Origin of the sequence: Hanamia caeni (assembly GCF_003721595.1) — a bacterium.
Classification (GTDB): Bacteria; Bacteroidota; Bacteroidia; order Chitinophagales; family Chitinophagaceae; genus Ginsengibacter; species Ginsengibacter caeni.
The window spans coordinates 168,965-193,081 of the sequence record NZ_RJJR01000014.1; the positions used below are offsets into that span (position 1 = coordinate 168,965).

A 24,117-nucleotide genomic window follows, 5' to 3' on the forward strand; every position below is an offset into this window, starting at 1 on the left:
GTTGAACTCACGATAAATATCTTTACCCCAAAGGATTTAATTCACAAATCCCCATTTAATGCCAAACCTGATAACGAGCCCTGGCAATGGATACAGGGGAGCGGCAAAGCTATTGTTCGTAAATCCAAAATCGGGCTGAACGGTCATTGTATTTAAGTTTTCTACCCGTATGAACGCAAAAAGAGATTTGATTCTAAAGTCAAAAAACGCGTTTACCTGCGGCAGATTGCTGATGGTTATGCTATCCTGCGGAAAAAATTTTCCCATTACCGGCGAATAGTTATATGCCTTATACGGTGTGCTATAATTTACATCCAGGCCGGTGCTGAGGTTTAAATTTTTGAAAAAGGTACCTTCAAAAGCTAACCGCTGCCTTGTGTAGAAAAGCGGCACTCTTACCGGGTTATTTCCGGCGGTTTGCTGCACAATAAAATCGCTGTAAAGATTGAGATGGCCGACAATTTTCGCATGAGTTGACGCGGTAAACTGGGTGATGTTCACCAGGCCGTTATATTGGTCGGTCTGATAAAAATTTTTAAAATAAGTGTAGTTGGCAATTGAAATATTTCTCGCCATCAATGAAAAACGGGGATTGGCTGCCATCGCCGTAAGCACAGTGATGTTTTCTTTTTTTGTATGAAGATTGTTTCCAAAGTTAAACGAAGAATTTCCTTCATAAATATAAGAAGGGGAGCGGTTTACATTTTGAAAACTCACCTGGATGTCGCCCAGTTTTTTATTAAGCGTTCTTGTCAGGGAGCCATACACGTTGAAATCAGCGGCATTGAGCCCGGCAGCATAAAATTCACCTTGAAGATTGGCGTCCCATTTCCGGTTTCGTGTTTTGTTCCGGTATTCACCATGGAGCACCACATTGAAAAAATTCTTTTTTCCCGATTCAAAATAGCCTGAAAAATTTTCAAGCCGGAGGCCTGCCTGTATAAATTGTCCCAGGTTTTTTGTGTCAGGAAACTGAGTGATGGCAAAATCATTTGAAACAAATTTCCACCGGTCTTCCACCTTAAAATTTATCCCGTTTTTAGCGCTGATGGCGGTATCGTAGTGTTGTTTAAAAAAAGCGGAATCTGCTTTTCCAAAATTGAAATCAGACAACGTGTCCTGGAACTGGTATTTGTAGGAGGAATAATTGATAGTATGTTGGAATCGTAATTTGGGATAGAATAAATATTCTGTGGTGCTGTCGTTTACTGCAATTGAATCCTTTTTGCCGAGGTCGTAGGTTTGCCTGAAAAAGGCGGTAAAGTTTGAATAAAGATTTCCTGTATTAATCGTGGTTGAAAAAATATTTGGACTCGGATTGTCGCCACCAAGGTTTACGGGCACTGCAAGCCGCCTGTTGTTGTGCGGGTCATACAAAAAAGAATCTGCTTTGATGCCTCCGTTTTCAGATGAATTTAGCTTGTTGCCCAACAGAACCAAAAAGGCGCCATATCTTTTTCTTTTTCCCCGGTAATTGGAGAAAAGGCGGTAGCTGTTGTCATTGGTGTTTTGGGTTTGAAAAGTACCCGGTGAAGAAATTAACTGGTAATCAATTCCGGCATTCCAATTGGGTTTAATATTTTGAGTTTGCAATACTTTTACTACCTGCTGTTTTCCCGACCCCAGGTAGTATCCTAATTGAGTGTAAGGTTTTGTGGTCTGGTAAAACCGTGTATTGTCCAATGTGAATTTGTATAAATCAAACGCATGAAAGCCTGCATCCCAACCGGCATCAAGAATAGGCGAGAATAAAATAGGGTATGCTGCATTGCCATTATTTCCAAGGGTTACGTAGCCGGCAGGAACCGTAAAAACTTTTCCAAAATCATTTATAGAAGAATCGAGGTATTCCCTTACCAGTGAATTGAGATGAAAATAGTAAATTGTAATAGAATCTTTTAAATCATCGCGGTGCTCAAAGGCGATGGTGTCAGAACTTGATGAGTTGCCACTCATGTTCCTGAAACCTCCCATCGGGTTTCCTCTTCTCAAACCTGGGATTTGGCCATGGCAATATTCAATGCAAAATATCAGCCCTGCCAGCATGAATATCTTTTTTAAAACAAGGTAATTATTAAATATTTTAGGTAAAGTAGCCATTTAATAAGAATGCTTATAGTGCTGCTATCATCTGTTTGAAGATATGGGTCAACTTGGGTTCGGCCTCCTTTGCAGCCTGCAGCACTTCTTCATGGGTAATAATATTTTCTTCTTCCCTTATGCCCACGTCTGTAATAACACTAAGCGCAAATACGGGTACGCCCAGGTGCACTGCGGTTATCACTTCCTGCACAGTGCTCATTCCTACGGCATCGCCTCCAAGAATATGCAACATTTTGTATTCGGATCTTGTTTCAAATGAAGGCCCTGTTACGCCCACGTACACGCCTTCTTTTATCGCAATGTTTTCAAGCGTGGCGATTTTCTTTGCTTTCAATATCAAATCATTTTTGTAAGGCTCGCTCATATCCGGAAATCGTTCGCCAAATACGTCTTCATTTTTTCCTATCAAAGGATTAATGGTAAGAAAACTGATATGGTCACGAATTATCATCAGGTCTCCGACTTTTAAATCAGGATTGATGCCACCGGCCGCATTACTGAGTAGCAGGGTTTGAATGCCCAGAAATTTAAGAACTCTTATGGGAAAAACTACCTCTGCGGTGGAATAGCCTTCGTAATAGTGAAACCTTCCGGCCATAGCCACTATATTTTTTCCACCGATATTTCCAAAAATCATTTTGCTTTTGTGGCCCTTCACTGTGCTTACCGGAAAGTGTGGAATGTCATTATATGATATTTCGCATTCGATATCTATTTCATCCACAAAGCTACCTAACCCGCTCCCCAGCACTATTCCGGCAACCGGTCTTGTAGCGCATCTTGACTGTATATATCGTATCGCATCATTAATTTGATTCAGCGTATCCATTGATTAAAAAAATTGTGGTCAAAGATAGTTAAGATTATTTCAGTTTGCCGGCAACTGAATTGCTGATTAGTTATTGCTGTCTTAAATTATAGCAGTACAGTAAAGCAACAAAAAACAGGAATTTATTTTTAAGAAATCACCAGTTTAATTTCAATACATTATTGTCCTGGTTTACATCTGCCATTCTTTTCGATGGATCAATTTCTGCTTTTATTAGCTGGCTTAAGGGATGATCAAATTCCACTGTGTAAGTAGGGTTTGTCCAGCTCCATGCTTTATGAATGAATCTTTTTTCTGAATTTTCTGCAGGCTTTCCGGCCAGCATCATATCCATCGGAATATAATGCATCTCTTTGGTGCTGTCTTTAAATGTAAGCTGAAGATCAACAGGCATAGGCATTTCGCCGATTCTTCGTAACCTGATTTTAGTCGTATTTCCTTCTTCCCAAAGGCTATCTACGCTATAGTCAATCGTTTTAATTGTATTCAGCCAATATTCTTTGTACCATCCCAATTGAATCCCACTTACGTCCTGCGCTATCTTAAAAAAGTCATTAGGATTGGGATGTTTAAACCGCCACAGTTTATAATATTCCAACAATATATTGTTGCGCACAGAATCACTGACGATATATCCTAATTGTTCTAATAAAATTTCACCTTTGGAATACGCATTGATTTCATAAGCCAGATTGGTATTGTAATGATCAGAATTGGTTGTCATCGGTTCCGCGAGCCCTGTTTTCACCAGGTAGTAATAATTCCTGTAAGCGTCGGCATGGTTAAGTGGTAACGATTCTGGTTCTTTCAATCCCTTTGCTTTGCGGTAATAGGAATATACTTCCCCTTCAGCATAGCTCGCAAATCCTTCGTCCATCCATGGGTGCTCATTTTCATTTGAGCCGAGCATCATCTGGTACCAGCTATGCATCCACTCGTGGAAAACTGTTCCCAGTCCCGGACCTTTTATTAAGGTAGCCATCGGATATTCCATTCCGCCATCGCCGCCCTGGATAAAGGAATATTGCGGATAGGCATATTTACCGAAACGTTTTTCCATATAGGGCAGCACAGTTACAGCCGCATCCGCAGCGGTTTGCCACGCTCTTTCCAGTGAATCTGATTTTTTATAAATCACATTGATAGTTACGCCGTCGACATTTTTTACGATATGTTCATAAGTGGGATCTGCGGCCCAAACAAAATCGTGAATATTTTCACCAATGAAATGCCACGTTCTTTTGGCTGAGGTAATGTTTTTTAAAGAAGTTCCCGGTTTGTCGTATCCCCATCCGATTTCACCGGCATTTTTTAAAACACCCGTTGCACCTATTTTATACGACTTATCTATTTTAATAGACACATCATAATCGCCCCAAACACCGTAAAACTCGCGGGCCACATATTGAGGGGTGTGCCAGCCTTCGTAATCATATTCGCACAATTTTGGATACCACTGGCTCATGCTATAGCGGACGCCTTCTGCATTATCCCTGCCGCTTCTCCTGATCTGAACAGGCACCTGGGCTTCAAAAACTATATCAAAAGTCACTTTCGATTTGGCAGGTATGGGCTTTTGCAGATCTACTTCCAGAATGGTGCCGTGTACTATCATCGGTTGCGCTACACCGTTCATCTTCAAAGATTTTATTCTTTGATAGCCTATTTGTGAAGAGTCAAGCTTTGAAATGCGATCTTTTACTCTATTGTCCCAGTCTGGCCGCCCATTGATCAGATTTTTTCCAAGTTCCCTGCTTCTTACATCCATTTCGCTGCCGGGCTGAAAAGCATTCCAGTATAAATGAAAATATACTTTCGATAACTTGTCGGGTGAGTTGTTGAAATACTCCAGCTTTTCTGTGCCTGTGACCATATTGGTATTTACATCAAGGTCTACATTTAAATTGTATTTTACCTGCTGTTGCCAACGCTCTGGCTGAGCACTTAAAAAAAGTTGAAACGAAAAATTCAGAAGCAGAAGAAAGAAAAATCTTTTTACCATAGGTTCTTTTTAAAAATAAAAGTGGTAAAAATCGGTAAAAAGGGAATTATAAAAAAGTGAAATGATAAAATATAACCGGTTAAGACTCGTAGTGTCCTAATGAATAATAAGCCAGCCCACTACCTAATTTGGCAGTAGAAAAACAAATGAGCGCAATTTATATTTTGGAAAAAATATTTTGAGATGTATGGGAAATCTTAAATGCTGAAACCATAATTTTCCAGATTGGATCTGAGCCTTTTGCTTCCTTCCATTTCAGAAGGATAAAATGAAAGCAGTTTTTTTATTAGGAAAATAGTCAGGCAGGATAGCCGGTCGCTATAAAGCTTTAAAAATTTGGTAATTGACGAAAGATTGCGGACGGATGGATTTTTATCCAGGTGTACTACTATATTCAACCATTCTTCAATAAAATTCAGGTAGTTTTCCTTGTGGCGAAGGGTGCTCAAATTCCTTCTGTAGATTTCAAGGAAATACATATCGTTGCTGTCTTCAAATTTTACAAAATGAAAAATAAGGTCATTAAATACCTGGAGGAATAATTTTCTGCAAAGCTCCGCTGAAAGCTCATTTTTTTCCTGGGTCAGAACAAATTTGCCTAACCTGAAATCGCCCTGGCGGGTAGATAGATATTTCATTAATTCAAGAGATAAATTGACCCCCGATTTTAAATTTTGTTTCAAATGGTTGCGGGCGATATTGTGGAGCGTTTGTATTTTGTGGAAGTGCATACAGGCGAACCCTTCCTCCTCAAGCGTGCAATCTATTTCCAGTGAATTTATCAGCAGATTTAAAACGTCTTCGTTTTTTCCATATTTATATGCCCGGTAAGCCATCACATTATTGGCCACAGTTTTTATCACCAGGTTGGGTATTGTAGGCTCGTATGAAAACATCGCATCAATCTCAGAAAGAAAAATTTCAGCTAATTCAAAATTGTTATTTCTCAACTCGTCAAGAACACCATTGTATTTTTTAATCAAAAAGCAAACATAAAGTAGCGATTCCCTGTCAAAAAAATTTTTCATATCCGGAAGAAAATTGTTGAAAAAATAATCCTCCTTATTCAGGAAGTTATTTTTAAAAAAGACCTTTTTTTCAATGATAGTATTTAGCCTGTTAAAAATCTGGTCTTCAAGATGTGTATCTATATCAGATGATGATTTATACATTTTTAGGACTGGCTTTGAATTAATTTTAAGATTGAATTTTGAAAGGGAAAATCTCCGGGCTTCAGGTAATATTTTCTTTATGTCATAAAATTATTGACATACGTGGCCATCAGCAAATAGAATTTCTTCTTTTTTTTAGTAATTGAAAATTGCGAAAAAGGCCTCTTTTTGACAGGAAAACGCAAAATTTTAAGTTGAAAACAGTTTATAAAAAAGTGGTATTTTTAGAATTCGGATTCCGACGCTCATTTCATTTATAAACTATCGGCTTTCTACAACATGAAAGGACCCGCAAATAGTGCAGATATTTTTATGCTGATAAAAGGATTAAGCAGCAATGAGAAATCGTATTATACAAAGCTGGCCAAAAGGCATTCAGATCGAAATGCTTCGCTGCATCTTAAATTATTTAAGCTGATAGATGAAAGCGAAGTTCATGATGAAAAAAAACTTAGCCTTGCCCTTGGCATTAAAAACAAAATTCATTTTTCGGGAATAAAAAATTATCTCTACAAAGACATCCTGAACACCATCATCTTTAAAGAAAAAAACAAAAGTACAGACACACAATTATATTTTTTGCACGACCAAATCAGGATGCTTTATGAAAGAGGGTTGGTGCACCTGGCATTTAAGCTTTGCGGAAAAGCGATTAGCCTGGCAGAAAAGTACGGGAAATACTATTTCATGATTTTGTTTATTCACCTGAGGAATCGCGTGCTGGAAAATAAAGATTATAAGCAATTCAAAGAACAGTCAGAAATGCTTTTTGCTGAGCTTGAAGAAGCGATAAATGCACAAAAAATATTTGCCCAACACCGGTTGATGTTTGAGAAAGTGAGAAACATGACTTCGCGCTCGTGGCTTCCGATTACTGAAGATGAATTAATTGAAATTAAAGCTGCAAAATCTCTTTTGGAAAGTTATGATATTGGCAAGATTCAAAAGCCGCTGATAAGATTATTTTATTTTAACGCACTGGCTTTGTGCCAATACATGCTTCATGAAAATAGTGCATGCTCTGAAACTTGCGGCAGGATTGCAGAATTATGGAAATCAAATCCGCATCTTATTAATGAAAATGCGGCACTTTTTACCAGCTCTTTCAATACGCTATGTTATAATAATTTTATTTTCAAAAATATTGATGAAGTCAGAGTGGATTTAAATGCCTATAAATTACTAAGAGAGCCACATCTTGTCAACCGCTTTTATCTAAAACATTTTAAAATCATTCAATTTAATACTGAATTAAAAATTTATTTAAAAACCGCCAGGTACCATGAAGTAGAAAAATTGATTAGCAGCGAGGTAGAAGATATTTTTAATTTCACCACAGAAATCCTTTCGCCGCCCGAGCAGCTATCGGTATTTTCTTCGGTTTGCATTTCTTATTTTGTGCTGGAAAAATGGGACGATGCGGAAAAGCTTTTGATGAATATCAAAGAGCAAAATCACCTAATAAAGCGTGAAGATGTGCTCTATTTTTCGTTGTTATTTCATTTGCTTATCCTTTATGAGCAGGGCGAACTTATCAGGCTGGATAGCGCTTTGCAAGCCGCGTACCAGTTTTTATATTCAAGAAAAAAGCCGCGTCCTTTTGAACGCCAGCTCATGTTATTTCTAAAACGGTTGTCAGGAACAATTTCCAAAAGGACTTCCAAAGCGCTGATGGCGCAATTCTTGGTTCAGCTTGATAAATACCGAAACGACCCGGGAACCAATTTATATTTCCTTTACTTTAATTATTATGGCTGGCTCGAAAGTAAAATAATGGGGATTTCTTATAAGGAATATGTAAGTCAAAAACTGAACAGGGCCGGTTCTTCCAAAATATAATATTGGGATATTTATTTGCTCACTGTAATTTTTCCTTTTTTTCTTTTCCTGCCACTACAATAACAATCTCTCCCTTCACATTTTTTTCATTAAAATGATCGTGCACTTTTTGCAATGTTCCACGGCGGGTTTCTTCAAATACTTTGGTCAATTCGCGGCTGACGGAGCATTGTCTTTCAGCGTCAAAATATGCTATAAATTCTTTTAAAGTTTTTACCAAACGCACAGGGCTTTCATAAAAAACCATTGTCCGTTCTTCTTCAGCAAGTTTTTTTAGTGCTGTTTGTCTTCCTTTTTTTAATGGCAAAAATCCTTCAAAACAAAAACTATTCATCGGCAATCCACTGTTCACTAAAGCCGGAACAAAAGCCGTAGCGCCCGGAAGGCATTCTACTTTGATATCGTTTTTTATGCATTCCCGAACCAACAAAAATGCCGGATCGCTAATGCCAGGAGTTCCCGCATCTGTTATCAAAGCCATCGTTTTGCCGGATGATAACTGTGCAATCAAGTGATCGAGCACCTTGTGCTCATTATGCTGGTGATACGGAGTTGTTGGCTTATCAATCTCGTAATGGCGGAGAAGTACTGAGGAAGTTCTGGTATCTTCTGCCAATATTAAATCCACCGATTTCAAAACTTCCACAGATCTAAAAGTAATATCGCTAAGATTGCCAATGGGAGATGGAACGAGATAAAGCATTTTATTAATGTGCTGATGTGCTAATTAGCTAATTGGCTAATTAGCAGATTAGCTAATTGAAATTGTAAAATCTTCCATTACCTGGTTTGCCAATAGCTTTTTGGAAGCTTCTTCTGCAATTGCTTTGGCCTCTTCTGCAGATTCTGCCTCAATGCGTAACTGAATGTGTTTGCCAATTCTCACATCTTCCACACTCTTGATACCAAGGTTGGCAAGCCCTCCTAATACTGCTTTTCCCTGGGGGTCGAGCAATTCTTTAAGGGGCATAATTTTTATTTCTGCTAAAAAATTCATTCAACTTTTTTTTGGGTTAGTGATAGTAAAACATAAAAAATAAATACAACAGGAACTGCAATCCACTGCAAAAATAATGCAGCAATAATTGCCACAATCAGCAAAATAACTTTTGGTAAATTATTCTTTAAGGTAAAATCAGAAAATTTCAAAGCCATCATGTTGTGATTACTTACCATAAGATAACTGAGCACGATAATCGATAAGTACAAAAACCATTTGCTGATAATAATATTATTTACAGCCGGCATAAAATCAAAATGCAAAATGAGCGGAAACGATGCGATCAATAATCCAACAGCAGGAACCGGAACTCCCTTGAAAGAATATTGCTGATCTGTAGCCAGGTTAAATTTTGCCAGGCGATAAGCAGCAGCACATGCAAGAATAAAGGCCGGCAACAACCAAATGATGGAAACCTCCAATCCATTTTCTTCCCTTGCAAAACTAAACCGCAATAATTGGTATAATATCACGGAAGGCGCTACTCCAAAACTGACTACATCGCTCAGCGAATCGAGCTGCTTTCCCATTTCACTGGTAGCTTTCAATAGTCTTGCCACGAACCCATCCAGAAAATCTATGACGGCCGCTATGATAATGCAAATTGACGCCCAGCTTAGCTTTTCGGGAATATTAAAACTGCTTACATATTGGTCATTCAGGTAAATAATTATACTATTGGTTTGCAATGCAAAAACGATTGCCAGGCATCCGGCAAACAGGTTAAGCAGCGTAAAAAGATTGGGAATTTGTTTCATTTTATTCGCTTGTGGAATCGGTTAACGCGCTTTCATCAGCGATTCAATCTCATCTATGGTTTTTGGAATATTTTTCATCAAATCTTTGTTCCCGTTTTTTGTGATCCAATAATTATCTTCTATTCTTATTCCCATCTGTTCTTCTTCAATATAAATTCCGGGTTCAATCGTAAATACCATACCTGTCTTTATAGGCTCCGTTTTGGTTCCAACATCATGAACATCTATGCCCAGGTGATGAGAAATGCCATGGTATAAATATTTTCGATAGGCCCTGTTTTCCGGATCTTCATTTTTGATATCTTCTCTTTTTAATAACCCTATTTTCTGAAACAGTCTGGTGGCTTCATTTGCTACTTTATCGGTATAATCATTTATGGTTATTCCCGGTTTTAAAATGGAAGCACAATAATAATGAAGATCAAGGCAGGCGTTATAAACTTCCTTTTGCCTTTTAGAAAATTTACCATTCACGGGAATGGTACGTGTAAGGTCGGCTGAATAGTTGCCGTAGCGGGCGCCAAAATCCATTAATATGAGCTCGCCGTCTTTACATTCGTGGTTATTTTCTACATAATGCAATGTTCTTGCCCTGTCGCCGCTGGCAATAATGCTGCCGTAAGCGGGGCCTGAGGCGCGCTGTGAAAGAAAGGAATACCATATTTCCGCATCAATTTCATATTCCATTACACCTGGTTTTATGAACGTTAACAAACGTCTAAAAGCATTATCAGTGATATCAATGGCTTTTTGCACCACTTCAATTTCAAGCGGAGTTTTTATGGCGCGCAGCTCTTTCAAAATTTTCGCAGAGCGTTTTAAGCTGTGCAAAGGATAACGGTCACGGATATACGAAGCGTAACGGTAATCCCTGACCGGCACTTCATTCGCCTTCCTGTCATTTTCATTTGTGTTGAGATAAATAATATCCGCCAGGTGGATCCACGGCTGTAGCATTCCTTCCAGCTCATCCAGCCATATTATTCTTTTGATTCCCGAAATGGCTTCACCTTCGTTTTTTCTAAGCTGATGGCCATTCCATTTTTCCTTTAATTCGTTGGGCCTCACCAAAACTAATACTTCCCTGAACCGCGGATCAGGATTATCCGGAAATAATACAACCATCGTGTCTTCCTGCTCAATCCCTGAAAGCCAGAACAGGTCAGAATTCTGAACGAATGGATGCAGCGCATCTCCATTCATTGGCAGTTCATCATTGCTATTAAAAATGGCGATAGAATTTTTTTCCATTTTCGCAATGAATCTTTTCCTGTTGTCAATAAAAATTTGGGGATTTAATGGTAAATATTTCATTCCTTTTTCTTTTATTTTATTTCAAATAACCAAAAGGTATTTTGAAAATTGCCTGCAATATACATGAATAATATATCCTGAGTTATCGGACGAACAAAAATACGATTGTTAACTTTGTTCCTAAAAAACTGATGTCTGTTCCCTCAATGTTCAAAGTACCAATGAATTTATTATTTTCCACAGGACTGCCTGCGGCTGAAAATATTATCTATCAGGCTTCGCATGAAAACCTGATAAAAGATTGCCTCAGAAAAAACGAGGGCGCTTTAAATGAGGAGGGAATTTTTGTTACAAAAGCTGGCAATGTCAATGACGCAACATCAATGACTGTCTATGTTGTAAAAAATGCCTTTACAGGAAATACAATTGAGTGCAACGGCAGTAGCAAGCCAATAGACGCTACGATTTTTTTACAACTTTATCAAAAAACAATAGATCATTTTGGCAAAAAACAAATATGGATTAGAGATGCTTTTGTTCTCAATGATAGCGGGCAGAAAGTGAACATCAGGAGCATCAATGAAGAGCCGGCAGGAAACTTAGTTGTGTTAGATATGTTTTCTGAGCCTTCAAAAAATGAATTGGAAAATTTTAATCCTGACTGGTACCTTGTTCATGCGCCAGAATTTTTTGCCGATTCAGCGATTGACGGTATCGATGAAAAAGATTTTTTTATGGTCAATTATGAAACTAAAACGATGTTGATCGGTGGTGCAATTTTCACAACTAATATAAAACATAGGATTCTTTCAATTCTTATGGAACATTCACTTTGAAATGCTCTTATTTACAAGAATTTAATTCGCTAAAAATAAAATCAAAGTATTTATTCTTTTACTGGTATCATGGAGGTGAAACAGCTTCCGTCAAAACAAACCATATAATTGAGCGTCAATTTGGTTAATGATAATGCCGAGATCTTCTTCGTCTTCTGCAAATTTATTTTTGTCGGCATCTACAATCAAAAGCGGGCCTTCTTTATAAGATTCGATCCACTTGTTGTAATAGTCGCTTAATTTTTTTAAATAATCGAGACGAATATTTTCTTCATATTCGCGTCCGCGCTTTTGAATTTGAGCGACAAGCGTAGGAACAGAAGCGTTGAGATAAATAAGCAAATCGGGCGGCTTCACCATCGATTTTAAAGTTTCAAAAAAAGAATAATAATTGGTGAAATCTCTTTTGGTCATCAGGCCCATATCATGAAGGTTAGGCGCAAAAATATTGGCATCCTCATATATTGTCCTGTCCTGGATTACGGTTTCGGTGCCGCGTTCTATTTCCAGTAATTGATTCAGCCGGCTGTTCAGAAAATAAATCTGAAGGTTAAAACTCCACCGCGGCATTTCTTCATAAAAATCATTGAGATAAGGATTATGCTCCACGTCTTCAAACTGTGGAATCCACTTATAGTGTTTGCTTAATAGTTCAGTCAAAGTAGTTTTTCCTGCTCCAATATTACCGGCAACTGCAATGTGCTTGGGTTTTTTCGATTTGGCCATACCTTAATTCCTGTTTTTAATTTCAACTGTTATAACCTCCGGCAGGCAGATGTTTAAAAGTAAATATAAATTCAAATGTAAAATAATATAAGTTGTTTGCTTTTAGCTTTTGGCTTTTAGCCTTTAGCTTTTAAAAAGTAATTCAATCCCATTGCATTTCTCACCTCCTTCATGGTAGCTTCAGCGCTGGCGCTGGCTTTTTCAGCTCCCTGTTTCATCACTTTTTGCAAATAGCTTTCATTGTTCAAAATTTCATTTACTTTTTTTCGAATAGGCGAAATAAAGTGAACCATATCTTCCGCAAGCTGTTTTTTCATATCGCCATACCTGATAGTGCAATTGTCAAATTGTTTCTGAAACTGGTTCAACGTATCTTCAGCGCTAACAAGCTTCATCAGCAAAAAAAGGTTTTCAATGTAATCCGGTTTTCGCGAATTATTTTCGGTGGGGCCGCTGTCTGTTTTGGCTTTCATTATTTTTTTCCTGATAGCGTCATCTTCATCCGAAAGATAAAGCGTAGCCATTTGGTTTTCACTTTTGCTCATTTTGCCACCACCATCCAGCGACGGAACCTTTATCAATTTATGATTAAAATTAAAAGCGATTGGTTCAGGAAAAACTTCCGAATAGCGGTGATTAAAACGGTTCACATAATTTCTCGCGATTTCCAGGTGCTGTTCCTGGTCTTTTCCTACCGGCACATATTTGGCGCGGTGAATTAAAATATCTGCCGCCATCAGCACGGGGTAAGTAAGCAATCCGGCATTCACGTTGTCAGGATGTTGGCGAACTTTATCTTTAAAAGTGGGCGTTTTTTCAAGCTCTCCTTTGTAAGCCAGCATGTTCAGATATAGGTACAATTCAGATGTTTGATACAGGTGGCTCTGGCAATATAAAGCTACTTTTTCAGGATCGAGACCACAGGCAATATTTTCTGCTAAAACCCTGTGCACATTGACTTTCAAGTCTTTTGTATCAGGATGGGTAGTAAGCGAATGCAAATCGGCTACCATGAAAAAGCATTCATAATCCTCCTGCATTTTTACATAGTTTTGCATCGCCCCAAAATAATTACCGAGGTGAAGATAGCCGGTCGGGCGGATGCCACTCATTACAATCTGCCTGCCGCCAGGCATGGTTTCTTTCTCCGTTTTCATAAGTTGGCGAAGATAATCAGATTTGTGAAAAAGTATTATTGGGATTGAACGGGTGGAAGGTTTAGAAATTTTAAAAAAGTTTAGTGGCTACAGAATCCTTACAAATAGAAGAAAGTTGTAATTCGCCAAAAAAACATACCTTTTCTTAATTATATAAGTTTATATAATGGATACATTGATTTTTCAATTGCTTTTAAATCTTTCAATTCAAATAGAACAGGTGATAAATAATATTTTTCAACCAAAACTTATAATAACATCTATTATATATTTCCTATTAATAGCTCCTGCATTTTGTCAAAATAAAAAGAGTAAAAAACCAGAAACATTAATAGTAAAGACGAATCTTTTAAATTTAGCCGCAAAAGGGCCATCCATTTCTTTTGAAAAATTTTTAAGTAAATCATTTTCTTTTGTGCTTGCATATATGAAAGGCCAGTTCAACGATTTTTTACTTACTGATCATTATGATTATAATGGATTATTATTAAGAGGAAAGAAATATTTCCATGAAATTAATAAGGGAGATATAACTCCTTATATTGGAGCCTACACCGGGGTTCTGCATAGAAATATTCATACGGTCGGGCAGTCTGGTTTATTTGGTTACCCTGACAGAGATTTTTCAGCAAACTCCATTCCGAGCGGATTTTCAATGGGAGGTTTATGGCTTTTAAAAAACAATTTTGTAATAGATTTGCAATCGAGTTTAGGGTATGGCAGATATATAAATATTGACAAAAACGATCCAGATACTTATTCAAATGGCTATCTGGATATTCAAATATGGACTTCTGTAGGTTATTACTTTTAATACTTATCGATACATATATTTATTTAATTTGGTGCTATACTTTGCCTGTGCTTCCGAGGCATTCCTCACCTTTCTTCCAATTCTCAAAAAAATGATGAGCGGGGATAAGCAGAATACCAGCGACAAAAATTAAAGAATTATTCCATTTATATTTGCCGGATGAAGGTGAATGACGCATTAATTGAAAAATTAGCGAATCTTTCCAGGCTTGAATTTGAAGAGTCTGAAAAAGAGGAAATAAAAAACGATCTCGAAAAAATGATAGGCTTTATTGATAAGCTTAATGAGTTAGACACTTCGGGCGTTGAACCTTTGCTGCATATGAGCGAAAACGTAAATATTTTCAGGAAGGATGAAGTGAAAGGAGAAATGAGCAAAGAAGATGTTTTTAAGAATGCGCCGTTGCACGATAATGATTTTTTTAAAGTTCCCAAAGTAATTAAGAAGTGAAGGTTCGCAGTTATTCTGCTAAAAATAAAAAACCGGCTTATTTGTACGTTTACTGATAATTTTAAAATAATACTATATTATTCAATATGGCTTCCATCATTCAATTAGAAAATATTAAGAAAAGCTATTACCTCGGAAAGCAGGAATTAAAAGTGCTGAAGGGTATTTCGCTCGAGGTGTTTAAAAATGAATATGTTGCGCTGATGGGGCCCAGCGGAAGTGGAAAATCAACCCTGATGAATATTCTGGGCTGCCTGGATTCTCCCTCTTCCGGTAAGTATATTTTGAACGGCGAGGATGTTAGTAAAATGCAGGACGATGATCTTGCTGATGTGCGCAACAAAGAAATCGGTTTTGTTTTTCAACAATTCAATCTCTTACCCAGGTTAACGGCTGCCGAAAATGTGGCGTTACCTTTAATTTATAATGGCACCTCAAAAAAAATTAGAACAGCGCAAGCCCTTGAAATGCTTGACAGGGTTGGTTTGGCGGATAGAAGCCATCATAAGCCGAATGAATTGTCCGGAGGCCAAAATCAAAGAGTGGCTATAGCGCGGGCATTGGTAAATAATCCTTCCATTATTTTAGCGGACGAGCCTACCGGCAATCTTGATTCAAAAACGTCAATTGAAATCATGCATATTTTTGATAAGATACAGTCTGAAGGAAATACGGTTATCTTAGTTACTCACGAAGAAGATATTGCAGCATATGCGCATAGGATTATCCGTCTGAAAGATGGAGTAATTGAAAGCGATCATCTTCACAAAAAGAATATGGTAACTGCTGAATAGAATTCTTTAAAGTCATGTTCAACTCATTTTATTTTTCTTCATCCCCGGCCACGATGGCGGCTGCTTCTTGTCTTTTAATTTTTGAAAGGTTTGTATCAGGATCTTGATGATGCGATGAAGAGTAGCTATCACCTTACAAAAGTTTTAGATTGTACTTTTATATTTCGCAGAAAATGATTTCTGCTAATAAAATTTGAATTAATTATGGCAATGAAAATTTATACAAAGACGGGCGATAGCGGAAAGACAAGTCTTCTGGGTGGTACAAAAGTTTTCAAAAATAACCCGAGGATTGAAGCATACGGCACAGTGGATGAACTGAACTCTTACATTGGGCTTTTATCGGATTTTTCCAATGATGATAATGCCAAAAGTATCCTGAAAGAAATCCAGGACAGGCTGTTTACCATTGGCGCTGAATTGGCGTGTGACCCGGATAAAAATTCCAAGATGCCGCTTCCGGATCTTCATGAAAGTGATATAGAATTTTTAGAGAAAGAAATTGATAAAATGCAGGAAGAATTGCCGGTGATGAAAAACTTTATCTTACCCGGCGGCCACCCGGCAGTTTCCTTTGCTCATGTGGCGCGGTGCGTGTGCAGAAGAGCAGAAAGATGTACGGTGAATTTGCAGGAAAATAGTGGTGCTGTTGATCAACTAATAATTAAATACCTTAACAGGCTTAGTGACTATTTGTTTGTGCTGGCAAGATACCTCGGGATGAAAAATAATGCGCCTGAGATAATTTGGAAAGCCAGAATGTAAATATTCAATATTTATTGCTTTACTGGCTTTTTTCCTAAAAAGATTCCATCCCCGGCAGAGGCTAATTTTTAGAATACATTTCAATTTTTTTTATTAAAATTAGCTTCTCATTTTTCACTAAATTTGCCAATCCAAATCACACATAAAATGAAGACTTCAAGTATAGTAATCTTAGTTGTTATAGCTGCTGCTATTGGAGCGTTATTAATGTATTCAGTTGATTTTTCTACCTACGACACTATTGGCTCTGCCAAACAGAAGCAGGGACAATATGTTCACCTCATCGCAAAGCTTGATAAATCGAAGCCGATTCAATACGATGCATTAAAAGATCCTAACTATCTTTCTTTTTATGCCGTGGATAGCCTGGGCAATAGCACGCAGGTGATTTATCACAATACCAAGCCGGCAGAACTTGAACAAAGTGAGCGTGTAGTCTTGAAGGGAAAAATGGAAGGAGATGTTTTTCAATGTAATGACATTCTTTTGAAATGCCCCTCCAAATACAAAGACGATAAGCAACAATTAGAAAAAACGGTTACTCAATATTAAGACCCTGACATGACTTTTGAGAACGAACATTTGATTCCTGGTCAGGTAGGCCAGTTTTTCATCGTACTTGCCTTTGTAGCCTCTATCGTTTCAGCCATTTCGTATTTTATGGCTTCCAAAATTGATTTGGAGCCGGAAAAAAGAAAGTGGATCAATTTTGCAAGGGGTTCATTTTTCATACAGGTATTTTCTTTATTAGCCGTTTTTGCCGGTATCTATTATATATGTTCCAATCATTACTTCGAATATTTTTATGCCTATAAGCATGCTTCAAAAGAGTTAGAGCCAAAATACCTGCTGGCCTGTATCTGGGAAGGGCAGGAGGGAAGCTTTCTCCTTTGGTCTTTATGGCATTGCGTTCTTGGCAGCATTCTCATTTTTACTTCTAAAAAAAGGGAAGCGCCTGTGATGACGATCGTCAACACTGCGCAGTTCTTTTTAATACTGATGATACTGGGAATTTATATTCTTGGTACAAAAATCGGTAGCAGTCCTTTTGTGCTTACGAGGAATGAGCTTATGGGGCCTATTTTTTCCCAACCGGATTATCTTACTTATATTAAAGATGGTGTCGGCCTCAACGTGTTGTTAAGGAACTACTGGATGGTAATTCATCCGCCGATTTTATTTCTTGGATTTGCAAGCACCATTGTTCCTATCGCGTTTGCTTATTCTTCATTAGCTGATAAAGATTGGGGTGGATGGGTAAAACCGGCGCTGCCGTGGGCTTTATTCAGCGGTTGTGTATTGGGTACCGGAATTATGATGGGAGGGAAATGGGCTTATGAATCATTATCGTTCGGCGGCTATTGGGCATGGGATCCGGTTGAAAATGCTTCCCTTGTTCCGTGGCTGATAATGGTAGCAGGGTTGCATTGTATGGCAATATATAATTCAACTAAAAACGCTTTAAGGGCTTCTTATTTTTTTATAATTCTTTCTTATCTTTTTGTATTGTATTCTACTTTCCTTACCCGTACAGGAATTTTGGGAGATACTTCGGTTCATGCGTTTACAGAGGCAGGTATGGCCATGAATGTATTGATCGGAATATATGTGCTGGTAATTACGGTTCCTGTATTCTTTATGTTTTTCAGGAATTACAGGAAAATTCCTGCTATTCAAAAAGAAGAAGATATTTCTTCACGGGAATTCTGGATGTTTATCGGTTCTCTCGTTCTTTTTCTTTCTGCAATATTCATTATTTCTATTACCTCGCTGCCGGTTTATAATAAAGTATTCGGAACTAACCTGGCTGACCCGGCAGACCGTGAATTTGCTTATAATAAAGTGCTGGTGCTGGTTGCAGTAATAGTTGGCTTGCTTACCGGAGCTTCGCAGTTTCTTAAATATAGAAATACCGGTAAGCAATATTTAATAAAAAAGTTATCCTGGCCACTTGGCATTTCATTAGCTGCATCCATTCTGCTTGCAATTTTTTATCCTATTGAATATACCAAAAAAGGCCCCGGATTTTTAGGAGCTATTTACCTGGCGCTTTTTGCTTCAATATTTTCCCTGGTGGCAAACGCAGCGTGCCTGAGATCTGTATTAAAATGGAATTTAAAAGCTGGCGGCGCCGCAGTCGCCCACCTTGGTTTTGCCATGTTAATCGGCGGAATGCTTGTTTCTTCCGGCAACAAAAAAGTAATCAGCGATAATAGCAAAACGGGACTGTTTATTCCATTTGTAAAAGATCCCACAGGCCGGAGCCCTGAAAACCCCATGGAAAACCTGACACTTCTTAAAGAAGTGCCTACAAGATTGGGAAAATATACCGTAACCTATCTCAATGATTCCGCTTCCACCGAAAAAGATCGTACATTCTATAATCTTCATTTTGAAAAGAAAGACAGCCTCACCGGAAAAATAGATGAAGAGTTTGTTTTATCGCCGGATGCTTATAGGATGAAAGACAATAACCTGACTTCCAATCCGGGAACAAAGCATTATCTCACTCACGATATTTTCACTTATATTTCTACTATTTCTACTCCTGATCCTGACAGTGATACTGCTACTTTCAGAAATCATGAAATGAAAATTGGCGATTCAGTATTTTATTCAAAAGGATTTTTCATTTTAAACAGCATAGAAAAAAATCCTGATAACGAAAGATTCCATTTTACTCCATCAGATACCGCATTAGTAGCAGACATTACTGTTTATTCCAATGATGGCACCAGGCACAAAGCCTACCCGGCATTGAGAATTAAAGATCATCAATTGAGTTTTATCAATGATACCGTAACGAGCCAAAATCTTTATTTGAATTTTTCCGGGATCGCAAACGGCGATAAATTCAAGATCAATGCAAGAGAAACGGACAGGTTAACCGATTTTATTACCCTGAAAGCATATTACTTTCCATACATCAATTTCGTTTGGCTTGGCCTTGTCATCATGTCTTGCGGATTCGTAATATCGCTTGTTAATCGGGTAAGGGCGTCGGGGCCTGGGTCCTATATTGCCATAGGGTTAGTTTTGGTTTTCCTGTTCTATTTATTCCTGATTGCAAATAATTAAATATCACCAACCGCTATCTTCCCGGTTTTCGGGCGTTAATTTTCAGGAAAAGTTTACAGCGCAATCTTTGTTTTGATTAATATAAATAATAAATTTACAGGTAGTATGGCAACCTGCTTTAATTATATATCAAAATACTTTGTGGGAGTTTTATTATTCCTGGTTGCTTTTTCTGCTCAGTCCCAAACGCAGGTGCAGGGGGGTGCACAAAATAATTATCCAATTTTTGCGATGCATGGCCCAAACGACACAGTGATTTGCTCGGCTGTAGTTTATGAAGGCGATACCATTGAAGCAAAAATTCTGGCTGGCGTGTACGTGTGGGGGAAAAGTAATGCAGCCGCACGGGCAGCCTGGACAAGGTTAAGAAATGCAGTATATGTAACATACCCTTACGCCCGCAAAGCAGGTTACGTTTTTAACGATATCGAAAAACATATTGCCAATAATCCAAATAAGGCCGCAGTTAGCAAGTATATCAACAGCCGGGAAAAGGAATTAAAAAAGCAATTTACTGAACCACTTAAGAATCTTTCTGTGTACCAGGGAAAAGTTTTGATGAAGCTCATTAATCGTGAAACTGGCGGTACTAACTGTTATGATATTTTAAAAGAGCTCAAAGGCGGATTTACTGCCCGGTTTTGGCAAACAGTTGCTTATGTTTTTGGAAGCGATTTGAAACAGCCTTACGACGCCTACGGCAAAGATGCTGAAATAGAAAGCATCGTGAAAGAGGTGCAAAGAATGTATGGCTATGCAGGATAATGGATAGACCTGCCTATCTTCCACTAATTTTCAATAAAATACATTTTCTTGTTAATCAGTAAAAAGCGTATTTTTTTTTACAGTAACTTTGCGCCAATATTTTCTGATATTCCTCCGGAATTTAAAGTACAAAATGAAGTTAGACCTTTTGGCGTTTGGTGTCCATCCCGATGATATTGAATTAAGTTGTGCAGGAACTTTATTAGTTGAAAAAAATAATCTCAAAAAAATAGGGATTATAGACCTTACCCGCGGAGAATTGGGCACCCGCGGAACTGCCGAAACAAGGGAAGAAGAGGCAGAAAATTCAGCAAAAATATTGGGGGTTGATGTGCGGGAAAACCTGGATATGGCCGATGCTTTTTTTAAAAATGATGAGACCAACCAACGTAAGATAATTACTGCTCTTAGAAACTACAAGCCTGAAGTGGTTTTATGCAATGCGATAGAAGACAGGCACCCTGATCATGGCCGCGCAGCCCGGCTTGTTTCTGATTCATGTTTTTTATCGGGTTTGCGCAAGATTGAAACCTTTAATTCGGGTGTAAAACAGGAGGCCTGGAAACCTAAACTTATCTTAAATTATATCCAGGATTCTTACATGAAACCGGATTTTGTCGTTGATATATCAGAGGTAATTGAAAAGAAGATCGAAGCTATAAGGGCATTCAAAACGCAATTTTTCAACGGGTTGGAGAATAAAAGCGAACCTGAAACCTATATTTCAACTCCTGAATTTTTGGAAAGCATTATTAACCGTTCCAAAATGTTTGGCAAAATGATTGGAGTAAAACATGCTGAGGGATTTGTTTCAAAAAAAATGATAGGAATCAAAACCTTTGATGTGTTGATTCAGAACATCACCTAAAAATAAAAAATTAATTTTAAAACAATAAAGATAATGGTCACTCCCAAATTCAAGCAAGGCAAAGGCGATTTTTATACCGTGCTTAAAAATCGTGTTAATCAGTATTTTACTGAGCAAGCCCGGCCAATGACCGGTAATTTTTCGCTCCTGTTCAAAGCTGTGCTTTTCACAGTTTTATACCTGGCCATCTATATCCATCTTGTGTTTTTTACGCCTGCTACCTGGATTGCCCTTCCGGAATGCATATTTTTTGGATTGTTAACTGCGGCTATAGGATTTAACGTGATGCATGATGGGGCGCATGGCAGTTTTAGCAAATATAAATTGATAAACAGGATTGCTGGCTCATCACTTAATTTTTTAGGCGGCAGCGCTATCATGTGGAATATGAAGCATAATATTATCCACCATACGTACACAAATATTGACGGCGTAGATGATGATATTGAAGCACGCCCGTGGATGCGTTTTGCATCTACTCAAAAGAAATTGAAAATGCACAGGTTTCAGCAATATTATTTTTGGTTTCTTTACGCGCTGCTGCATCTTTTGTGGATATTCTTTTCAGATTATAAAAAATATTTTACCAGAAAAATTGGTGCGGTTCAGTTGAGAAAGATGACTTTTTATGAACATTTTTCGTTCTGGATGGCAAAAATCATTTATGCGTTCATGTTTATAGTGTTGCCAATTTTACTCTTAGGATTTACCACCTGGCTGGTGGGGTTTTTGTTAATTACAATGGTAACGGGTTTGGCAATCAGTATTGTGTTCCAACTGGCGCATACAGTAGAACATACTGAGTTTCCAATGCCTAGCGAAACTTCCGGAAAAATTGAGAGTGAATGGGCCATTCACCAGATTCATACCACAGCTAATTTTGCAACCAAAAGCAAAACCATTTCATGGCTCCTGGGTGGATTGAATTTTCAGATTGAGCATCATTTATTTCCGCGTATTTCTCATGTTCACTATCCGGCCATCAGTAAGATAACGAAGAAAACCTGTGTGGAATATAACATCAATTACATAGAATTTCCAAAGATGAGACAAGCCATTATGTCGCATATCCACTATCTGAAACGATTAGGGCAATTGGCTTAAATTTTGACGGCTTTCAGTATTAATAATTATTATTAATTGAAAGAATGACTGATGCAAAATTTGCTTTTTTCAAATCAACATAGTATCTTTCATTTTGACTTAAATACCGAACTATTACAGGTTTTAGCTAATTGCACGCAAGTCCTGTTTAATAATTCCATTATGAACACTCGCTTTAAGCAATATATACCGGAGGATTTTGATGATAATTCCAGGGTCTGGATTTACCAGGCTAATCGACAATTTACAAAGCAGGAAGTCCCGGAATTAGAGAAAAAACTTGAGCAGTTTGCTTCTTTCTGGAACAGCCATGGAAGCGCAGTAAAATCATTTGCAAAGCTGTTGTATGGCAATTTTATTATTTTGATGGCAGATGAAACAAACGTGAAAGTAGGCGGGTGCAGTACAGATAGCTCTTTTAGATTTATTAAAAATATTGAAAAAGAATACGATGTTCAGCTCCTCGACCGTCAAACACTTGCTTTTATTGTAAAAAATAAAGTTTACCTCATCCCGATTGAAGACATTAATTATTCTATCGAGAATGATATTATAAATCCTGATACATTATATTTCAACAATACCATTCTTACCAAAAAGCAATTGATGAATAATTGGATTATCCCTGTCAAAGATAGCTGGCTTGCAAAAAGAATTCCATCAAGCCGCCTTTGAGAATGTCATTAATAATTTAGCCATATCATTTTGCCATCCGGCTACCATAAGAGAACCTGCTTACCAGTAAACGGATAAATTCCTGCAATTTTATTTTGTAATTGTCACCCTGATATGACATTTGTAAATTCTGCAATGATATTCCTTTTCTAAACCAGATTCCTTTTAGATTCCTGCCGCATGTTGTACTCTAATATTTCCCGGTGGGGTAAAAAATTTCTTTTGCCCGTTTTTTTGACTGGAATTACAGGTTCAATTATCGTTTGGTCTTATCCGTTATTCTTCTTATAAAATAAAAATGAGTAAGCTATAATGTATTGTTCCGGGAAAAATTTTTTGCTGATTATACATTTGAACTGAAAGATTTTTTTTAATAAAAATAAATTGAATTTGTATTTTAGTAGAAATTTACTAATTCTTGTAAATTATACAGGCGTTTAATTTTAAATTTATCATTATGGCCACAACCAAAGAACGTATCATACAAAATTCAAAAAGACTCTTTTCTGAAAATGGAATTGCCAATACCCGGTTGCAGCAAATAGCCGATGAAACACAAATTAGTGTGGGCAACCTTGCTTATCATTATGCCAATAAAGAAGAAATTGTGCAGGGAGTTTATAACCAGATTTTGGGTGAGCTTTCAGGGATTCTTGAAATGAACAAAGTGTATCCCGGCCTAGATAGCTTTGATATGAAATTCTCAAACCTGTATAGTTTCATGGAAAAAAACATCTTTTATTTTACCAATTTTTGGGAAATAAAGCGCAATTATCCTATCGTTCATGGCAAAATAATGGCTTTCAATAAAAAAATTCAATCCAAACTAAAAAAACGGATAAATGAAAATGTGGACAGAGGATCGCTTATAAAAGAAGGCAGCAGAAAGACGTATGACTTATTAGCTTCTGCGTTACTGAATTCTATAAATACCTGGCTGCCTATGCAAATTCTAAATGAAAAAACTCCAAAGGAAAAAAATTTTCGCAGTTATATGTGGAACCTCATTTTTCCCTATTTAACTCAACAAGGATTAAAAGAGTTTGAGGTTGTTCAGTTTTAACATTCAAAGAAAATAAAAGTTCCTCCACGAATTACCATGATGACTTTTAGAAAAAAAAATCTAAT

Annotated in this window: 23 protein-coding genes; 13 read left to right on the top strand and 10 right to left on the bottom strand. The window is 37.6% G+C overall.

Features of this window, described 5'->3' with window-relative positions; translation table 11 throughout:
- Positions 1 to 36: 36 nt before the first annotated feature.
- From EFY79_RS16525 to EFY79_RS16540, 4 genes are all read right to left on the bottom strand, one after another.
- Positions 37 to 2,046 carry a putative porin gene (locus tag EFY79_RS16525; RefSeq protein ID WP_158605232.1) on the bottom strand — a complete coding sequence of 670 codons (2,010 nt, stop codon included), beginning with the start codon at positions 2,044 to 2,046 and terminating at the stop codon, positions 37 to 39.
- 67 nt (positions 2,047 to 2,113) lie between these two features.
- On the bottom strand, positions 2,114 to 2,932 hold the full coding sequence (locus EFY79_RS16530) for a purine-nucleoside phosphorylase (protein WP_123121836.1): 819 nt from the start codon (positions 2,930 to 2,932) through the stop codon (positions 2,114 to 2,116).
- Positions 2,933 to 3,068: 136 nt separating this feature from the next.
- Positions 3,069 to 4,934 carry a M1 family metallopeptidase gene (locus tag EFY79_RS16535; protein WP_123121837.1) on the bottom strand — a complete coding sequence of 622 codons (1,866 nt, stop codon included), beginning with the start codon at positions 4,932 to 4,934 and terminating at the stop codon, positions 3,069 to 3,071.
- 197 nt (positions 4,935 to 5,131) lie between these two features.
- Positions 5,132 to 6,106, bottom strand: a complete 975-nt coding sequence (locus tag EFY79_RS16540; protein WP_123121838.1) for a hypothetical protein — start codon at positions 6,104 to 6,106, stop codon at positions 5,132 to 5,134.
- A gap of 279 nt (positions 6,107 to 6,385) precedes the next feature.
- Here EFY79_RS16540 and EFY79_RS16545 point away from each other — a divergent pair, with 279 nt between their 5' ends.
- Complete coding sequence (locus EFY79_RS16545; RefSeq protein WP_123121839.1) at positions 6,386 to 7,945, top strand: hypothetical protein; 1,560 nt, start codon at positions 6,386 to 6,388, stop codon at positions 7,943 to 7,945.
- A 19-nt stretch (positions 7,946 to 7,964) separates the two neighbouring features.
- Here EFY79_RS16545 and rsmI read toward each other — a convergent pair whose 3' ends face one another.
- From rsmI to EFY79_RS16565, 4 genes are read right to left on the bottom strand one after another with little or no spacing between them, the layout of a single operon-like run.
- Positions 7,965 to 8,648, bottom strand: a complete 684-nt coding sequence (gene rsmI, locus EFY79_RS16550; protein WP_123121840.1) for a 16S rRNA (cytidine(1402)-2'-O)-methyltransferase — start codon at positions 8,646 to 8,648, stop codon at positions 7,965 to 7,967.
- A gap of 48 nt (positions 8,649 to 8,696) precedes the next feature.
- Positions 8,697 to 8,942 carry a phosphoribosylformylglycinamidine synthase subunit PurS gene (gene purS / locus EFY79_RS16555; RefSeq protein ID WP_123121841.1) on the bottom strand — a complete coding sequence of 82 codons (246 nt, stop codon included), beginning with the start codon at positions 8,940 to 8,942 and terminating at the stop codon, positions 8,697 to 8,699.
- Complete coding sequence (locus tag EFY79_RS16560) at positions 8,939 to 9,703, bottom strand: CDP-alcohol phosphatidyltransferase family protein (RefSeq protein ID WP_123121842.1); 765 nt, start codon at positions 9,701 to 9,703, stop codon at positions 8,939 to 8,941. Before EFY79_RS16560 ends, purS begins: the two co-directional genes overlap by 4 nt.
- 21 nt (positions 9,704 to 9,724) lie before the next feature.
- Positions 9,725 to 11,017: an aminopeptidase P family protein gene (locus EFY79_RS16565; protein ID WP_123121843.1), complete on the bottom strand. Its 1,293-nt coding sequence runs from the start codon at positions 11,015 to 11,017 to the stop codon at positions 9,725 to 9,727.
- A 161-nt stretch (positions 11,018 to 11,178) separates the two neighbouring features.
- On the opposite strand from EFY79_RS16565, the gene EFY79_RS16570 reads away from it, so the two are divergent.
- On the top strand, positions 11,179 to 11,793 hold the full coding sequence (locus tag EFY79_RS16570) for a phosphoenolpyruvate carboxykinase (ATP) (protein ID WP_158605233.1): 615 nt from the start codon (positions 11,179 to 11,181) through the stop codon (positions 11,791 to 11,793).
- A gap of 90 nt (positions 11,794 to 11,883) precedes the next feature.
- Here the strand turns inward: EFY79_RS16570 and EFY79_RS16575 are convergent, their stop codons facing one another.
- Both EFY79_RS16575 and trpS read right to left on the bottom strand, forming a co-directional pair.
- Entirely contained in the window at positions 11,884 to 12,519 is a 636-nt protein-coding gene (locus EFY79_RS16575) for a deoxynucleoside kinase (RefSeq protein ID WP_123121845.1), read from the bottom strand.
- Positions 12,520 to 12,635: 116 nt separating this feature from the next.
- A complete protein-coding gene (gene trpS / locus EFY79_RS16580; protein ID WP_233578041.1) occupies positions 12,636 to 13,676 on the bottom strand; it encodes a tryptophan--tRNA ligase in 1,041 nt (346 codons plus the stop codon).
- 220 nt (positions 13,677 to 13,896) lie between these two features.
- Between trpS and EFY79_RS16585 the strand changes: the two genes are divergently transcribed.
- The 11 genes from EFY79_RS16585 (at position 13,897) to EFY79_RS16635 (ending at position 24,052) form a co-directional block, all read left to right on the top strand.
- Positions 13,897 to 14,490: a DUF3575 domain-containing protein gene (locus EFY79_RS16585; protein ID WP_158605234.1), complete on the top strand. Its 594-nt coding sequence runs from the start codon at positions 13,897 to 13,899 to the stop codon at positions 14,488 to 14,490.
- Between the two features lie 159 nt (positions 14,491 to 14,649).
- Positions 14,650 to 14,940: an Asp-tRNA(Asn)/Glu-tRNA(Gln) amidotransferase subunit GatC gene (gene gatC, locus EFY79_RS16590; protein ID WP_123121847.1), complete on the top strand. Its 291-nt coding sequence runs from the start codon at positions 14,650 to 14,652 to the stop codon at positions 14,938 to 14,940.
- Positions 14,941 to 15,026: 86 nt separating this feature from the next.
- Positions 15,027 to 15,734, top strand: coding sequence for an ABC transporter ATP-binding protein (locus EFY79_RS16595; protein WP_123121848.1), 708 nt, complete (start codon positions 15,027 to 15,029; stop codon positions 15,732 to 15,734).
- Positions 15,735 to 15,944: 210 nt separating this feature from the next.
- Positions 15,945 to 16,499 carry a cob(I)yrinic acid a,c-diamide adenosyltransferase gene (locus EFY79_RS16600; RefSeq protein ID WP_123121891.1) on the top strand — a complete coding sequence of 185 codons (555 nt, stop codon included), beginning with the start codon at positions 15,945 to 15,947 and terminating at the stop codon, positions 16,497 to 16,499.
- A gap of 147 nt (positions 16,500 to 16,646) precedes the next feature.
- Positions 16,647 to 17,051, top strand: a complete 405-nt coding sequence (locus tag EFY79_RS16605; RefSeq protein ID WP_123121849.1) for a cytochrome c maturation protein CcmE domain-containing protein — start codon at positions 16,647 to 16,649, stop codon at positions 17,049 to 17,051.
- Positions 17,052 to 17,060: 9 nt separating this feature from the next.
- Positions 17,061 to 19,577 (top strand): cytochrome c biogenesis protein CcsA, encoded by a 2,517-nt coding sequence (ccsA, locus tag EFY79_RS16610; protein WP_123121850.1) that lies wholly within the window; start codon positions 17,061 to 17,063, stop codon positions 19,575 to 19,577.
- 105 nt (positions 19,578 to 19,682) lie between these two features.
- Positions 19,683 to 20,342, top strand: coding sequence for a DUF4294 domain-containing protein (locus EFY79_RS16615; RefSeq protein ID WP_233578042.1), 660 nt, complete (start codon positions 19,683 to 19,685; stop codon positions 20,340 to 20,342).
- Between the two features lie 133 nt (positions 20,343 to 20,475).
- Positions 20,476 to 21,210 carry a bacillithiol biosynthesis deacetylase BshB1 gene (bshB1, locus tag EFY79_RS16620; RefSeq protein WP_123121851.1) on the top strand — a complete coding sequence of 245 codons (735 nt, stop codon included), beginning with the start codon at positions 20,476 to 20,478 and terminating at the stop codon, positions 21,208 to 21,210.
- Positions 21,211 to 21,243: 33 nt separating this feature from the next.
- Positions 21,244 to 22,314: a fatty acid desaturase family protein gene (locus tag EFY79_RS16625; RefSeq protein WP_123121852.1), complete on the top strand. Its 1,071-nt coding sequence runs from the start codon at positions 21,244 to 21,246 to the stop codon at positions 22,312 to 22,314.
- Between the two features lie 162 nt (positions 22,315 to 22,476).
- Positions 22,477 to 22,989 carry a hypothetical protein gene (locus tag EFY79_RS16630; protein ID WP_123121853.1) on the top strand — a complete coding sequence of 171 codons (513 nt, stop codon included), beginning with the start codon at positions 22,477 to 22,479 and terminating at the stop codon, positions 22,987 to 22,989.
- 457 nt (positions 22,990 to 23,446) lie between these two features.
- Entirely contained in the window at positions 23,447 to 24,052 is a 606-nt protein-coding gene (locus EFY79_RS16635) for a TetR/AcrR family transcriptional regulator (protein ID WP_123121854.1), read from the top strand.
- Positions 24,053 to 24,117: the final 65 nt, after the last annotated feature.